This window comes from Methylomonas sp. Uni0009 (genome assembly GCF_054188105.3).
In genome coordinates this window covers 898,823-912,096 of sequence record NZ_JBTAFN010000001.1, presented here as the reverse complement: position 1 = coordinate 912,096, position 13,274 = coordinate 898,823, and the positions used below count along the sequence as shown (strand labels likewise).

Sequence of the window (13,274 nt, the reverse complement as noted above, 5' to 3'; positions counted from 1 at the left end):
AGGTTGATTTATAAGCCTAGCCGATTCCGACGCTGCCGTACCTTTTTCTATAGCTTGATACGAAATGCTTATTGCGCGGCAAAGTAGTGCATTGCTCCCAGCAAAGGTGTGCGCGGATTCAAAGCCAGTTTGACCGATAGCTTGGCGAGCATGGGCTGAAACCGGCCTTTGGCGACAAAAGCCTGGATAAATTCCCCGGATTCCAGCACCGATCTGATTTTGGGGCCGATGCCGCCGCCGATGAATACGCCGCCGGTAGCGAAGGCTTTTAAGGCCAAGTTACCCGCTTCGGCGCCGTAAAGTTCCGCAAACAAGCGCACGGTTTCGCGGCACAAGGGATCTTCATCGTCCACGCCCAAGCGCGAAATCAGCGCATTGCGATCAACGCCGCTGGCATTGGCGGGTGCAGGCACCGCCGGGCAGGGCGGGGCGAAGCGGGCTTGGACCAGAAAGTCGTAGATATTACTGAAGCCGATACCGGACAATATCCGTTCGCAGCTGACATGCGCAGGATAACGGCCGCGCAGGAAAGTCAGCAGTTGATCTTGTTGCGGGTTTTGCGGGGCAAAATCGCAATGACCGCCCTCTGTGGCGATGGGGTGATACTGTTCGCCATCCCAATGCAGCATCGCTTCGCCCAAACCGGTGCCGGCGGCGATCACCGCAATATTGCCGGTTTGCGGCTCGGCGTTGGGATTTAGTTCGACGAAGTCCTGTTCCTGTAGGTGCAGCATGCCGATTGCCATGGCTTCCAAATCGTTCAGCAATTTCACCCGCTCGGTGCCCAGTCGAGCTTTGAGTTGTTCGCCATCCAATAGCCAGGGCAGGTTGGTGGTTTGGCAGCGTTGATTGACGACCGGGCCGGCGATGCCGAAACAAGCCGATGTCACCGTTGGGGTGTCGCTCAGAAATAGATCCAGAATTTCCTCAAAAGTCTGAAACTCGCCGCTGGCAAAAGTTTGTTCCTGCAAACAGCTCAGCGTGCCGTCGGCTTGTCTGTCGAGTAAGGCCAGAACCGTTTTGGTTCCGCCGATGTCGCCGGCTAGAATCATATGCGTCCTCATGAGGTTGGGGTGGCGTTGTTGAGCAAGTGGATCAAGGCATCGAGTATCGCGTTGGCCAGCGCATGCGGCGGCAGTTGGTAAAACGCTTGCCAAGCCAGCGACACGCATTCTTCGTAGTGGTCGCGGTAGTGCGGGTGTTGTTGCAGCCAGCTAATTCTGACCGCATGGCCGATCAAAATATCCGTGACCAAGGTGTCGTCAATGTACAGGTCGGGATAATCGCGGACAATGGAGGCCAGCGCGCGCAGGGCTTCCACGCTCAATTGCCGATACACCGGCGCCTGAATTTTATTCAGAATATGGTTGATATGTAATCTAAAGCTTTGTTCGCCGGCGGTCATTTGTGCCAGCATGATTTCGCTGTCGATCCGGCGCTTGCTGTTGTATTTTTCGCCGACCATCAAACCCTTGCAGTGATGCAGCAAGTCCCATACGCCAGCGAAGAAGGCTTCGTTTTCCCGGCCGACGCTGCCTTGCTGTTCACGCCAGGCATACCAGTCGTCGGCGTCGCCGCGGTCTTTCGGATTCATGGATTCCGGAAAGCGCGCGGCGGTCAGATCACGCTGCGGGCCTTCGCAATGCAAGGTTTCGACTTGCCCCAGCTGGTTTTCGCTGTTGTTGTAATCTTCCAGGGTTTCCTGCAATAGGTCCGCCACCTGATGTGGCGGCAGCGACAAAATATCGCTAAACGCCTGGTCCAGAGAGGTGCTGCTCAGGCGTTTTTGTCTGGCAATGATCAATTGCAGAATGTGGCCGACGCGAATGGTGTGCATGTCGGCGAACAATTCCGGCTTTAACTTGATCAGCATACCCAGGTAGATAATCAGTTCCTGCACGATGATCTGCTGGCTACTATCGTTGGGGTTAAAGGTGCGGATAGTGTCCAGGATTTGCCAGGAGTCGGTGGGGCGGCGCAAGGTGGCTTTGCCGCTGTAAGCGCGGCCCACGGTCAGACCGTGTTGGCGCACCAAAATTTCCGTGGCGGCTTGCTCCAGGTTAATATCGTATTTGCCCAGTAAGCTGGCGCAGCGACGTACCACATTCCAGGCGTGGCGGTCGCCGGCGCGGACATAGACTTCTTCCAGCAAGTCGCGCACCCGTCCCGGCTGGTTATCATCGTTGCGTAAGCCGGTGTCGTAATCAAGCCCGTGACGTTGGCAGAGTAAGGTGAGGGCTTCCAGCTGGGCATAGAGGTTGGGATTATCTCGCAACTGCTTAACTAATTGGCCGTCGTCACCAATTTCCCACTCGGTCAATACGAAGCTATCCAGCGCTTGCGGCGCTTGGTCGTCGTGGGCCAGCAAATTAGCGAAGGGGCGTTCCACTTCTTCCCAACTGGCTTCGGAAAAGCTGAAGTCGTGCAGGTAGCCGATTTTTTCGTGGCTGGCCGTTTGCACAAAATCAGTCAATCGTCCCAGTTTCACCGGTGTGCCTTGCACATTGCCTTGGCTGAGTTGCTCGATAAAACCCAACAATACTTGGCGGTCTTCGTTGCCGAGCATGTTGTGCTTGATGTTGATGACCAACAAGGGCTGAGCGGGATTGTCCCAGTGGCGGATAATGTAGGCCAGTTCAGTACGCAGCCGTTGAATCAGCAACTGGTTGTCCATGGCAATATAAAAACCTTTTTGGTTCATGAATTGCGGTAAAAACAATAAAGGCTCGCCCGCCAGCACGTAAAGCTTGGAAGTGGCTAGCGTGCGTAATTGTCTTAGGGGTCGGCCAGTGAGTCCGATGCGGTCGTTGCGCCCTACTTGGGTGTAAGCAACGGCTAATTCGCTGGCGTCTCGCACTTGGATCGGCGCGATTTCAGTTAAAGTTTGCGAGGGGATGCCGCGCCCGCGCAATTCGTCTTGCACCTGTTCGTCTTCGGCCAGCAGGGCAATCTGCAATGTGGAGTTCGGGTACAGACGGGTGGCCTTGTAACGGCCCAGCGGGTCAATGTCATCCAGGTCAATCAAACCGTCTTGCAACAGTCCGCCCAAAATATACAAGCTTTGCGCCCAAACCAGCGGGACATTTTCATTGGGAACGCGCGTTTGGCTGTGCGGATGGCGTTTTTCGGCGGCGATGGCGTTTTCCGGCACGATGTAAAGTTCCGGCAACAGCCATTGACCGTTCTGCTCCACCAGCAAGTCTTCCAGGCGGCGGCGATAATCACCAACCCCTTCAGTATCACCGGCAAACAGTTTATTCAGTAATAAGTAGCAGAAAAACAGCGGCCATTCGCATTCGATGTCCATGAATTGCTTCAATTCGTTCGGTTCGTAATGCAGGCGCTGATGATCTTCGAGAACGGTTTGATGGCCGTCCAGCAAGAAGCGTTTACAGCCGTAGCGGCCTTGCAGCTTGTCGACTATCAAGCCTTCTGTGCGTTCGCGTAGCGCTTTATTGTCCACCGCGAAGGCCGGAAAACCAGTGACGCTGAGCACCGCTGAATCGACTTCCTTGGAGATAGATTCGCGCGGCAGCAAGGCTTCCAAAGTAATTCGGGTGCGGGCAATGTCGTCGCTGATGACGTGAATAATCGCGGTTTGGCCGCCGTCCTTACCAAACAAATTGCAGCCGGACATCGCTTCCAGTGCGGCTTTGGCCATACCTATCGAGCTGGCGTTCAATTCCGCCAGACCGTGATTCATTTTATTGCCGCGTTCCCAGATGCCGTAGTCCGGCGTGCGATAAGCCCGGCTGACGTAATGCACCAGGTTTTGCACGAAATTGACTTCGTCGATGCTGAACACAATCCGCAAGCCCGAGGCGGTCATTTGCGCCAGCATCAGCAAGAATAAGGAGGTGGCGTCCAGTTGCAAGTGGCCCCATTCGCTGTCGCCCACTACCACTTCACCGCTGGTGGTTTTGTATTTGGCGTGCAGTGCGTCCAGCGGGTCCTGGCTGTGCTTAAATTTTTCCACTTTCGCCGCTTGACGCATCATCGCCGTCAACAGGCCGCGCATCAGTTTGACGACGCTTTGCTCCAATAAATAGGTGCGTTCCTGCTGGCCGTCTACCTTGCGGTATGCCAAGCCCAGGCCCCAGGCCGCCAATATGCTGTAGACATTGTCCCGTACCCAGGCATCGGTGTAATTGCCGTGGGTGGTGACGGCGGTACTGGCCGGTAGCAAGCCGCTAATCCAATCCTGGCGCTTGAGGATGATGTCTTGAACTTGTTGATAATACTGGTCGAGCGTCTCGGTTTGACTGGTCGGCATCATGTATTTAATGGATTGTGAGGTGGCGTTTAAAGAATCGGGCACTCAAGCCTTGGGCAAGGTAACTCCGGTTTGGCCTTGATACTTGCCGCCGCGATCCTTGTATGAGGTTTCGCAGACTTCGTCACCGCCGAAAAACAGCATCTGGGCGACGCCTTCGTTGGCGTAGATTTTGGCTGGTAGCGGGGTGGTGTTGGAAAACTCCAGCGTCACATGGCCTTCCCATTCCGGTTCCAGCGGGGTGACATTAACGATAATGCCGCAGCGGGCGTAGGTCGATTTCCCTAAGCAGATCACCAGTACATCGCGCGGAATCCGGAAAAACTCCACGGTGCGAGCCAGCGCAAACGAGTTGGGCGGAATAATGCAGACATCGGATTTCACATCCACGAAGCTGCCTTCATCAAAGTCTTTCGGGTCGACGATGGTGGAATTGATGTTGGTGAAAATTTTAAATTCGTTGGAGCAACGTACGTCGTAGCCGTAACTGGAGGTGCCGTAAGAAATGATGCGGCCTTGCGCGGATTCACGGACTTGCCCGGCCTGGAAGGGCTCTATCATGCCGTGTTGCTCGGACATGCGGCGTATCCATTTGTCTGATTTTATGCTCATGTTGCTGGTTGGGTAGGGAAAAATAACAGAGGCTTCAAAATAGCATATTAGGCGGGAAAAATCGCTAGTTGCCTTGCCGAAAGGCGCTAATTTGTTGAGGTTTGGCGGTTGCTGTGCTGGGTTATGGGGTAAGAAGCCGTATCAGCTAGGTCAGGTTGCCGCGAAAGCGGTTAATTGACAGGCTTAAATTGTCAGAGAGCACCGTCTCCCACCTCGACTTGTAAGGATCGAACGGTTATTTTTCTAAATTAGAAAAAACTTATTTACAAAATAAGACGACCGGTCGCATAATGCGGCCCATGGCGAAATTGGCACCCAAACAGATCAAAAAAGACAAACTCCTGGAGCAGGGCGTCAGCTTGCTGTTGGAAAAAGGCTACCACGCCACCGGTCTAAAAGAGATTCTGGACACGGTACAAATCCCGAAAGGCTCGTTTTACAGTTATTTCGGTAGCAAGGAACAGTTTGCCGCCGAGGCGATACACCACTACATCGAGCCGTTTATCCTGCGCTTGTCCGGGCATTTGCAAAACCCGGAAACGGACGGCTTGGCCGCCTTGAAAGCCTATTACACTGGCTTGATCGGCGAAGTCGCTATAAGTGGTTTCAAAGGCGGTTGCTTGCTGGGCAATCTGATGGGCGAGATTGGCGACACCAGTCCCTTATGCCGCGATGCTTTATTGGATGCCGTCGGTCGATACAGTGCCTTGCAGCAAGCGGCATTGGAACGCGGACAAAAGCAAGGTTCGGTGCGGCTGGATCGCTCGGCGAAAAGCATGGCGGATTTGATGCTTAACGGTTGGCAGGGCGCGTTGTTGCGGATGAAGGTCGAACAATCGGTGGAGCCTTTACAGGCGGTTTGTAGGGATTTGTTGGATGATTATTTTAGGGTTTGATGCTAGCTTGTTGCTTGGGGCAAAGTTATTTGTCGGGTTGTGACGAATGCCTAAGCCGGCCTAAGAGACCTCAGGTGATATTATAAGGATTGACAGGAATATGACTCGCAAGCGATTTATAGAATCTCAAGGAGCAACATGTGACAATTGGACCTGGAGTTGGTCATTCAAAAACGAATCCGAGAAATTCATAATATTTGGCGCTTGGGATGTCTTTGATGATGGGAACTTAACACTCATTTTTAGTGATGATTGGTCAATAAGTCGGAAAGGGAAAGGACAATCTGGATATTCCCAATCACGAGAGCATATACGGCTTATTGAAGAAGAAGGTTATCAGCTTAAAACTTTTCCAATGGAGTACATGGCGGCAGATGAAAACGATGAAGGAGCGCCCGCTAAAATTAAAGGCTTCACTCCGAAGCTCAGTGATAAAAAGTTAATTCGAATTGAAAACAGTTGGTATGCCTCTGACCAGTCGTATGGGGCGCGATTACCTGAAGAAGTAGACCCAAAAGAGGTTTTTAAAGAAGGTGCGTCTAAAACTGTAACTGTAAATCAATATGAGCGTAGTGCGTTGGCTAGAGCGAAGTGTTTAGAGCATCATGGGTATAAATGTGCTGTTTGTTCATTCGATTTTGAAAGTTTGTACGGTGAAATCGGAAAACAATATATTCATGTCCATCATATTACTACAATTTCAGAAATTGGGAGAGAATATGAGCTCAACCCAGTAAAAGATTTAATTCCAATATGTCCAAATTGTCATGCGATGAACCATATTACACGTCCTGCGTTGAGTGTAGGGCAATTAAAACAAATCATAAACAACAATAAAAATTGCACATAACGCGGTTGCTCAAAGGAACGCACCGTGCCTTTAGCGGTTTCAAAGTAAAAGTAACTTTTTGGTTTTTAATTATGAATATTCAATCGATTGAACAAGAAGTTTTGCATCTACCTGTTGAAGAAAGGGCTCGGCTTGCCGAGAAATTGCTTTCAAGCTTGGATGATTTGTCAGAACAAGAAATTGAAAAGCTCTGGCTTTTAGAAGCGCAACGTCGGGCAGCAGAGATTGATAACGGAACTGTCCAGCTTATTTCCGCTGAAGAAATGGAACAAAGAGTCCAAGCCATCTTGCAATGAAATATGCTTTTCACCCTGAAGCTGCGGATGAATATGCGGAAACCGTTGCCTACTATAAATCCTTGCGTACGGAACTAGGTATGCGCTTCGATAAGGCAATTAAATCGGTTATTGCTAGCGCTTGTGAATTGCCGGCACGCTACCGGTTAGAGCTCCCGCCAACCATACACAAAGGAAGAGTTCAGGGATTTCCTTACAATGTTATTTTTCGTGAAGTTGAAGACGGCATTCAGATTCTTGCTGTTGCGCATCATCGCCGTCGTCCGCTTTATTGGTTGGGGAGGGTTTAAATTGCACCAAATCACAGCCATAACTTAGCCCAAGGATGTGAGCGCATCGTTTTCGTCAGAAGTTCGATCAGACGCAGGCGCATTCATTATTGACTAAGCAATCCGCTGCCCAAGTAGGCAGCATTTTTTAACGCCGGAAAATTAGACGACCGGTCATTTATTAGGAGGTCATCATGCCCAAATACATCATCGAACGCGACATTCCCGGTGCCGGCCAACTGACACCAGCCGAGTTGCAAGGCATTTCCCAAAAATCCTGCGGTGTTTTGCGCGACATGGGGCCGCGCATCCAATGGCTGCACAGCTACGTGACCGGCGACAAAGTGTATTGCGTGTATATTGCCGACAGCGAACAAGCAATACGCGAACACGCCGAGCAAGGCGGGTTTCCGGCCAATCGCCTCGAACAAATTACCACCATTATCGACCCGACCACGGGCGATTGATACACCACCAATTTATGGTTCCCACGCTCCGGCGTTGGAACCGAGCCAGGGACGCTCCGGCGTCCCGAACCGCTAGAGCGGTTCAACATGCATTCCAACGCTGGAGCGTGGGAACGATAACAACAACCAGGGGAGAGAACATCATGACATTCAAACTAAGCACTTTTACCGCCGCACTAATGCTCGGCACCGCCAGCCTGTCGGCCAGCGCCGACGAAACCTGCGCATCGCCGTATATGGCGAAAATCACCGGCCAGGAAGATTTTGTCTACATCTGGACCTTGGGCGCAGAAGGCGTCGGCGACGAGCAGGACAAGCTGGTCACCGTCGACGTCAATCCGAAATCCAAACAATACGGCAAGGTGATCGGCAGCCTGTCGGTCGGTGGTCGCAACGAAGCCCACCATTCCGACTTTACCGACGACCGGAAATTTCTGTGGGCCGGTGGTTTGGATACCAACAAGATTTTCATCTTCGACGTCGCGACCGATCCGGCCAAGCCTAAGCTGAGCAAAACCATCACCGATTTCGTCGCCAAAAGTGGCGGTGTTGTCGGTCCGCATAGCTTGTACGCCTTGCCGGGGCGGATGATCATCACCGGCCTGTCCAATAACAAAGACCACGGCGGCCGCACCGCGATTGTGGAATACAGCAACGCCGGCGATTACATCGCCACCTACTGGCTGCCGACCGACAGCAACCTGGAAGGTGCGATCAAATCCGGCAAATACGCCGACGGCTACAACTACGACGTGCGGGTATTGCCGCGCAAGAACCTGATGCTGACCTCGTCATTCACCGGCTGGTCGAACTACATGATGGACTTCGGCAAAATGCTGGCCGACCCGGAAGCTATGAAACGCTTCGGCAATACGGTGGTGCAATGGGATTTACATAGCCGTCAACCCAAGAAAGTCTTCGACGTTCCCGGTGCGCCCTTGGAAATTCGTTGCGCCTGGGCGGAAGAGCATAACTACTGCTTCACCAGCACCGCGTTGACTTCAAAAATCTGGCTGATTCATCAAGACGACAAAGGCGAATGGCAAGCCAAGGATGTTGCCGACATCGGCGAACCGGCCAAAATCCCGCTGCCGGTGGACATCTCGATCTCCAGCGACGACAAAACCCTGTGGGTTAACACCTTCATGGACGGCATGACCCGCCGCTTCGACATCAGCGATCCTTTCCACCCCAAACAAGTGTTCGAGCAAAAAATCGGCGCGCAAGTGAATATGGTGTCCTCCAGCTGGGACGGCAAGCGCTTGTATTACACTTCGTCGCTGTTGGCGAACTGGGACAAGAAGGGCGCGGATAACGAGCAATTCTTCAAGGCCTATGGCTGGGATGGTAGCAAGTTGACCGAGCAGTTCTCGATTGATTTTACAAAAGAGAAATTGGGTAGGGCGCATCAAATGCGGTTTGGGGCGTATGCTTTGTATGGTGGTTCGCCTAAATAGATTTGTTGTTCAGGATAGCTTCCGGATGTGTCGTATTTGTGTCGCTGTCGCGACGGGGTGTTTGGATGTCGGGTCTCGGCCCGACAGCCGAGTAACTTTTCTTTGTTTGGCCAAAGAAAAGTCACCAAAAGAAACGCCACCCGGATGCCGCTTATTCCCTGCGCGCCGAAGCTTTTATCGAGGGTCGGCAGAAGGGGCTTCCCAGCCCCTCCGCCGACGCAGCGCATCCATGCGCTGCCCCTTCGGGCTGATCTCGATAAAAGCTTCGGTGCTCGGCGCGGCATACGGGGGGAACCCCATGCCAAATCCGACGGCTTATTATTTACGAAGTGTTTTGTAGGGCGCATTAGCGATAGCGTAATGCGCCGAATGATTTAAAGCCAACATACGGCGCAATACGGCTACGCCTATTGACGCCCTACATTCGCCCTAATCAGAGCTATGAGCTTAACAATATAGAAAATGGAGAAACCAGATGAGATTTTATTTGATAGCTTTAATACTTATTTCTTTCGCGGATTTCGCACTAGCTCAGGACAAAATTGAACGGATGAGCGCCGTTACCACGGAATCTTTTGTTCCGGATACAGTTAAGTGGAATGACGAACCGATACTCCCTAAAGGTGCCAAAAGCGCCATTGTATTAGGGGACCCAAACAAAGCGGGAGTTTTTATCGCTCTGCTGAAATTTCCAGCCAATTATCCAATCCCACCGCACATACACCCGTTCACAGAGGTAATTACCGTTCTCCGTGGCAAATTAGGCAATGGCATGGGTGAAACATTTGACACCAAAAAAGGTGAGATTCTGAATGTAGGTTCAGGCTTTGTATTGCCGGCCGGACACACTCATTATGTGTGGACCACTGATGAGGAAACAATCGTCGAATTAATCGCTACTGGGCCATGGGGTATTACTTATACGAATTCGGCCGATGATCCGCGCAAGAATAAGTAGCAAGTAGCCTCGATGAAACGTAGTGGAATCGAGGATAATCGAAGTTATCTTCTCCTCGATTCCGTTTCACTGCATCGCGGCTACATTTTTTATAAAAACAAAGTTTCTTTCAAATGCCGGGATGGTTTTCCTCCCGTATGCCGCGCCGAGCACCGGAGCTTTTGGACGGACCAGCCCGCAGGGGCGATGCATGGATGCATCGCGTTGCCGAAGGGGCAGGAGGCCCCTTTCGGCAACCCCGTTCAAAAGCTTCGGTGCGCAGGATCAAAGCGGCATCCGGGTCGCCTTTTCTTTGGGTACTTTCTTTTGGCGATGCAAAAGAAAGTACCTCGGTTGTCGGGCCGAGACCCGACATTGAATCAAGCTGTCGCGTCAGCGACACCAAATCCCAAGAGCAAGCAGCAACCATGAAACTCCTTGACCGCCCCAGTATACTTTTTCTGAAAGCCGACGCTGGAGCGTCCGCCGCGGCATTCCCGCGCTGGAGCATGGGAACGATAGGATTCGCTGCTCTCTGTTTACTGGCAAACGCAATCGTTCTCGCCGAAGAACAAAATCAAAAGCCCTTAGCCCCCGGCCACACAGCACTCCCTTTTGAACCCGCAAAACCCGGCACCTACACCCTACCAGTAATCACCCAAGCCACCAACGGCGAAGTCCTAACCACCAACAACCAACCCAAAAAACTCCACGACTTAATGGGCGACAAACTGGTACTGCTAAGTTTCATCTACGCCGCCTGCAGCGACGTCAACGGCTGCCCGCTGGCGACCCAGGTGTTGCACAAAATCAGCCGGCAATTACAGAAACAACCGGAATTGGCCGACAAACTCAGATTAATAACGCTCAGTTTCAACCCCACGCAAGACACCCCGGAAATGATGCGCCATTACGGCGAGGGATTTAAAACCGGTAATTTCGATTGGCAATTTCTGACTACTAAAGACGAAGCCAAATTGCAGCCCATCCTCGACGGTTACCAGCAAAACGTGCAAAAGATTTATGACGACAAAGGCCAGTTTACCGGCACGTTTTCGCATTTGTTGCGGGTGTATTTGATCGATAAAGACAAGAACGTTCGCAATATTTATAGCGTGGATTTTCTGCATGCCGACACGCTGATCAACGATGTAAAGACCTTACTGGCTGATGCCAAGCCGCAAGTCGCCGCAGTGCAAGCAGTCAAGCCCGAAATGTTGTTCCAGCCCGGTGACAATAAGCAAAATTATCAGCAAGCCGATTACCAAACCCGTTCACTGGCACTGGCACAGCGCCGGGGGCAGCCGGCAAAGTTGATCGACTTTGCTCTAAAGCCGCCACTCGGCTTGCCGAAGTTTCCGGTGCCGAAAGACAATCAGCTGACCAACGCCAAAATCGAATTGGGTCGCAAGCTGTTCTTCGACCGGCGGCTCTCCCTGAACAATACCTTTTCCTGTGCCATCTGCCACATCCCGGAACAAGGCTTTAGTAATAACGAAATGACCACGGCGGTGGGTATTGAAGGGCGTAGCGTTAGGCGCAATAGCCCGTCTTTGTATAACGTCGGCTATGCGCAATTGCTATTTCACGACGGCCGGGAAAACAGTCTGGAACAACAAGCTTGGGGCCCATTGCTGGCGCATAACGAGATGGCGAATCCGTCGATTGGCTATGTGGTGGATAAACTAAAAGCCAGCGCCGATTATCGCGGGCTGTTTGAAAAAGCCTTTAACAAAGGGCCGACCATGGAAACCATCGGTCAGGCCTTGGCTAGTTATCAGCGCACGTTAAATGCCGCCGATTCGCCATTCGACCGCTGGTATTTTGGGAAACAAAAAACGGCGATTAGCGAGGCGGCGCAAAGGGGGTTTGCTTTGTTTACCGGTAAAGCCGCTTGCAGCAGTTGTCACGTGATTGGCGACAAGTCTGCCTTGTTTACCGATCAAAAACGCCATAACACTGGCGTTGGCTATGCCGAATCCATGCAAAAGTCGCCGGAAAAACAACGGGTGCAAGTGGCGCCGGGCGTGTTTGTGGATGTGGATAGCGAGCATCTGAAAGGTGTAAATACCGAGAAACCCGGCGACTTGGGCTATTACGAAATCAGCCAGAATCCCGCCGACCGCTGGGCTTACAAAACCCCGTCGCTGCGCAACGTCGCGCTCAGCGCGCCTTATATGCATAACGGTTCCTTGCCGAACTTGGCCGAGGTGGTGAAGTTTTATAATCAAGGCGGCGTAGCCAACGAAAATTTGTCGCCCTTGCTCAAGCCGCTGGGCTTGTCTGATCGGGAAATCGCTGATCTTGTAGCGTTTCTGGAAGCGCTGAGCGGCGGCAATATAAGTACTTTAGTGTCGGACGCCTTTGCCGCGCCGGTTGGCGATAGTGGCGTGACGGCGGGGCCGATGCCGGACCCTGGTAAGGGACGATAGCTCGGGGATTGGTCGGCTTTTTTTGTCACAAAACGGTAATATAGCGCTGCTAAATTAGCCTAATCCTTGGACCCTTTAGACTAAACATGCTTATGTCGAACTTGAAAATCCTGGTCGTGGAAGACGAAGAAGCGATCAGGGAGATGCTGGTCATGGTGCTGGAACAGGCCAATTTGACGGTGATCGCCGTTGGCAGTGCCGAGCAGGCCCGGGAGAGTTTGGCCGATAATATGGTGGATTTGATTATTCTGGACTGGATGCTGCCGGGCATCAGCGGCGTGGAATTGGCCAGACGCTTGAAAAACGAGCCGGGTTACAAGGAATTGCCTATTATTTTGCTCACTGCGCGCGGCGAGGAAGAAGACAAAATTCGCGGCTTGGAAATTGGTGCGGACGATTATGTGACCAAGCCTTTTTCACCGAAAGAACTGATCGCCCGGATCAAGGCCGTGATGCGTCGCAGCGGGAAGTTGTCGGAATCCGGACAGCTCAGCGTCGGCGATCTCACTTTGGATGCCGAGCAACACAAACTGACTATCGCCGGCCGCAGTCTGGAAGTCAGTCCTACCGAGTTTAGATTGATGCAGTTTTTTATGACCAATCCCGACAAGGTCTACAGCCGAACCCATTTGCTGGATCAGGTCTGGGGGCGTAGCGTGTACATAGAGGAGCGTACCGTGGATGTGCATATTCGCCGCTTGCGCAAAATTCTGGCCGAATATGGCCGCGAGGAACTGATCCAGACCGTACGCGGATTCGGTTACCGCTTTTCGATGGCAGACTGA

Annotated in this window: 12 protein-coding genes; 9 read left to right on the top strand and 3 right to left on the bottom strand. The window is 52.2% G+C overall.

What is annotated here, in order from left to right; all coding sequences use genetic code 11:
* Nucleotides 1-68 precede the first annotated feature (68 nt).
* The 3 genes from glk to dcd are packed head-to-tail and all read right to left on the bottom strand — an operon-like array spanning nt 69 to nt 4,885.
* The gene (gene glk, locus ACWAU0_RS04255; RefSeq protein ID WP_458139196.1) at nt 69-1,052 is read right to left on the bottom strand and encodes a glucokinase; all 984 of its coding nucleotides are present in this window, start codon (nt 1,050-1,052) and stop codon (nt 69-71) included.
* An 8-nt stretch (nt 1,053-1,060) separates the two neighbouring features.
* Nucleotides 1,061-4,276: a phosphorylase b kinase regulatory subunit alpha/beta gene (locus ACWAU0_RS04250; protein ID WP_523070759.1), complete on the bottom strand. Its 3,216-nt coding sequence runs from the start codon at nt 4,274-4,276 to the stop codon at nt 1,061-1,063.
* Between the two features lie 42 nt (nt 4,277-4,318).
* On the bottom strand, nt 4,319-4,885 hold the full coding sequence (gene dcd, locus ACWAU0_RS04245; protein WP_205452990.1) for a dCTP deaminase: 567 nt from the start codon (nt 4,883-4,885) through the stop codon (nt 4,319-4,321).
* Nucleotides 4,886-5,184: 299 nt separating this feature from the next.
* On the opposite strand from dcd, the gene ACWAU0_RS04240 reads away from it, so the two are divergent.
* The 9 genes from ACWAU0_RS04240 (at nt 5,185) to phoB (ending at nt 13,274) form a co-directional block, all read left to right on the top strand.
* Nucleotides 5,185-5,781, top strand: a complete 597-nt coding sequence (locus ACWAU0_RS04240) for a TetR/AcrR family transcriptional regulator (protein ID WP_458138406.1) — start codon at nt 5,185-5,187, stop codon at nt 5,779-5,781.
* 100 nt (nt 5,782-5,881) lie between these two features.
* Nucleotides 5,882-6,631 (top strand): HNH endonuclease, encoded by a 750-nt coding sequence (locus ACWAU0_RS04235; protein ID WP_458138405.1) that lies wholly within the window; start codon nt 5,882-5,884, stop codon nt 6,629-6,631.
* A 71-nt stretch (nt 6,632-6,702) separates the two neighbouring features.
* Nucleotides 6,703-6,927 (top strand): addiction module protein, encoded by a 225-nt coding sequence (locus ACWAU0_RS04230; protein WP_458138404.1) that lies wholly within the window; start codon nt 6,703-6,705, stop codon nt 6,925-6,927.
* Nucleotides 6,924-7,217, top strand: a complete 294-nt coding sequence (locus ACWAU0_RS04225; protein ID WP_171696662.1) for a type II toxin-antitoxin system RelE/ParE family toxin — start codon at nt 6,924-6,926, stop codon at nt 7,215-7,217. The genes ACWAU0_RS04230 and ACWAU0_RS04225 overlap by 4 nt, the downstream gene beginning before the upstream one ends.
* Before the next feature lie 173 nt (nt 7,218-7,390).
* Entirely contained in the window at nt 7,391-7,663 is a 273-nt protein-coding gene (locus ACWAU0_RS04220; RefSeq protein WP_458138403.1) for a DUF4242 domain-containing protein, read from the top strand.
* A gap of 143 nt (nt 7,664-7,806) precedes the next feature.
* Entirely contained in the window at nt 7,807-9,120 is a 1,314-nt protein-coding gene (mtoX, locus tag ACWAU0_RS04215) for a methanethiol oxidase (RefSeq protein WP_458138402.1), read from the top strand.
* A 475-nt stretch (nt 9,121-9,595) separates the two neighbouring features.
* Nucleotides 9,596-10,078: a cupin domain-containing protein gene (locus tag ACWAU0_RS04210; RefSeq protein ID WP_033155875.1), complete on the top strand. Its 483-nt coding sequence runs from the start codon at nt 9,596-9,598 to the stop codon at nt 10,076-10,078.
* Nucleotides 10,079-10,485: 407 nt separating this feature from the next.
* Nucleotides 10,486-12,489, top strand: coding sequence for a cytochrome c peroxidase (locus ACWAU0_RS04205; protein ID WP_458138401.1), 2,004 nt, complete (start codon nt 10,486-10,488; stop codon nt 12,487-12,489).
* 92 nt (nt 12,490-12,581) lie between these two features.
* Nucleotides 12,582-13,274 carry a phosphate regulon transcriptional regulator PhoB gene (gene phoB, locus ACWAU0_RS04200; protein WP_033155876.1) on the top strand — a complete coding sequence of 231 codons (693 nt, stop codon included), beginning with the start codon at nt 12,582-12,584 and terminating at the stop codon, nt 13,272-13,274.

Coding starts and splice junctions, on each gene's coding strand:
- ACWAU0_RS04210 (WP_033155875.1), top strand. CDS start 9,596: ATGAGATTTTATTTGATAGCTTTAATACTTATTTCTTTCGCGGATTTC.
- ACWAU0_RS04220 (WP_458138403.1), top strand. CDS start 7,391: ATGCCCAAATACATCATCGAACGCGACATTCCCGGTGCCGGCCAACTG.
- ACWAU0_RS04240 (WP_458138406.1), top strand. CDS start 5,185: ATGGCGAAATTGGCACCCAAACAGATCAAAAAAGACAAACTCCTGGAG.
- ACWAU0_RS04225 (WP_171696662.1), top strand. CDS start 6,924: ATGAAATATGCTTTTCACCCTGAAGCTGCGGATGAATATGCGGAAACC.
- mtoX (WP_458138402.1), top strand. CDS start 7,807: ATGACATTCAAACTAAGCACTTTTACCGCCGCACTAATGCTCGGCACC.
- glk (WP_458139196.1), bottom strand. CDS start 1,052: ATGATTCTAGCCGGCGACATCGGCGGAACCAAAACGGTTCTGGCCTTA.
- ACWAU0_RS04235 (WP_458138405.1), top strand. CDS start 5,882: ATGACTCGCAAGCGATTTATAGAATCTCAAGGAGCAACATGTGACAAT.
- ACWAU0_RS04230 (WP_458138404.1), top strand. CDS start 6,703: ATGAATATTCAATCGATTGAACAAGAAGTTTTGCATCTACCTGTTGAA.
- ACWAU0_RS04250 (WP_523070759.1), bottom strand. CDS start 4,276: ATGATGCCGACCAGTCAAACCGAGACGCTCGACCAGTATTATCAACAA.
- dcd (WP_205452990.1), bottom strand. CDS start 4,885: ATGAGCATAAAATCAGACAAATGGATACGCCGCATGTCCGAGCAACAC.
- ACWAU0_RS04205 (WP_458138401.1), top strand. CDS start 10,486: ATGAAACTCCTTGACCGCCCCAGTATACTTTTTCTGAAAGCCGACGCT.
- phoB (WP_033155876.1), top strand. CDS start 12,582: ATGTCGAACTTGAAAATCCTGGTCGTGGAAGACGAAGAAGCGATCAGG.